Origin of the sequence: Moorena sp. SIO4E2, from assembly GCF_010671945.1 — a bacterium.
Lineage (GTDB): Bacteria > Cyanobacteriota > Cyanobacteriia > Cyanobacteriales > Coleofasciculaceae > Moorena > Moorena producens.
This window is the reverse complement of record NZ_JAAHIE010001059.1, coordinates 1-1,820: the sequence shown is the minus strand read 5'-3', so window position 1 is coordinate 1,820 and position 1,820 is coordinate 1. Positions and strand designations below refer to the sequence as shown.

Here is a 1,820-nt window from a genome sequence, read left to right as displayed (position 1 = left end):
TAGAAACTGGGAAGTAAAGTAATTGGGACGTTGAATATTTTTCATTATGGTTATTATATTAGTTTGAAATTGGGTCTGGTAAAAATTATTGGTTTTAGGGAACAGGGAACAGGGAGCAGGGAGCAGGGAATAGGGAAGAAGTAAAAAAATCTGTTTAGCTGATTAGGCTAAAAAGCGCTAGATTGACTTTTCTGTTCCAAAGTTTGTACCTTCTCCATTAGCAAGGAAATCGTATTGTTTTGCTCCTTCACCACTTTAGTTAAAACCGCCACGATATCCATCGGACTGAGGGTTTTCCGATCATGACTGGCCACTAAATCCGGCACATCTTCGGCAATAAATCCAATGTGGGTTTCTTTTTGGTGATCTTTTTTGTAGCTGAATTGGACCGGATTGAGTCCTTCCAGGGTTTCTATGGCGTCTTCTATTGCCAGGGTATTAATATTCTCTTTCAACTCTCGTGAGGATACTTGCCCAATAGTGCGATATGTTAAATGACCATTCACATGCACATTACCCTCGAAGTAGCCAGCATAACTAGTCTTGCCACCACTGGCAACACCGTATACACCATATACAATTGCACTGCTATTATTCTGAGCATCGGCTCTGCCGTAGACACCAAATCGGGTACCACTCGGACCACCTGTTGCTCGTGCATACAAACCATATTTAGTGCCATTTTCATTGCCAGTTACAGTGCTGTGAACTCCGAAGGCGGTAGTATTGCCGGTATTAGTAGCAGTGAAATGGCCACCATATTGAGTTTGTCCTCCAGAGGCAATACCCCTGACACCAAATCGGGCACCACTGCTACCACCCGTTGCTTGTGCATGCAAACCAAATTTAGTGCCATTGCCATTGCCCGCTACTTGGCTCCAAACTCCGAAGGCGTTAGTATTGCCCCTATTAGTAGCAATGAAATAGCCACCATATTGAGTTTGTCCACCAGAAGCATTACCGTAGACACCAAATCGGGTACCACTGCTACCACCCGTTGCTTGTGCATGCAAACCATATTTAGTGCCATTGCCATTGCCACTTACAACGCTTTGAACTCCATAGGCCGTTCTATTGCCCGTATGAGTAGCAGTGAAATAGCCACCATATTGAGCGCTACCACCAGAAGCACCACCATAGACACCAAATCGCCTACCACTGCTACCACCCGTTGCTTGTGCATACAAACCAAATTTAGAGCCACTGTCACTCCCATGTGCTTGGCTGTAAACTCCGTAGGCTGAATCTCTGCCCGTATGAGTAGCAATGGCCTTAACAGTTCCAGCCACCTCTAATTTTTGAGTAGGATTATTTGTCCCAATCCCGACATTGCCAGCATTATAGTAAATCTTGTTACTACTACCATCAGACCACTTTGTGCCACCAGCACTAATACCAGTTAAACCAGAACCATCCCCTTCAAAGCTAGTGGCTTTAACAGTTCCAACTACCTCTAATTTTTCCGTAGGATTTGTAATGCCAATACCAACTTTTTTAGAACCAAGACCAACTGATAAAACTGGTTCTCCGCTTCCTTGAAAAACCATTAGATCTCCGTGCTCTCGGTATTCAACTCCCCAGTTTCGATAACGTGGGGAATGAGCAATGATTGGTCGAGGTGCATTGTTTGTACCACTTTGATGGATGTACATCATGGGGGCTGTCCCGTTGGCAAATCCGATTGAGCCGTTAACCGTGAGTTCAGCATAGGTACTATTTGTACCAATACCTACATTGCCATGGTTATAGTAAATACTGTTATTACTACCATCATACCACTTGGTTTCACTGCCAGCCCTAATACCAGTTAAACCAGAACA

General features: G+C 44.2%; 1 protein-coding gene. It reads right to left on the bottom strand.

The genetic code is table 11. From position 1 onward, the window contains the following. Positions 1-167: 167 nt before the first annotated feature. A partial coding sequence (locus F6K37_RS40595; protein ID WP_287256960.1) for a tail fiber domain-containing protein occupies positions 168-1,820 on the bottom strand: 1,653 nt, incomplete at its 5' end.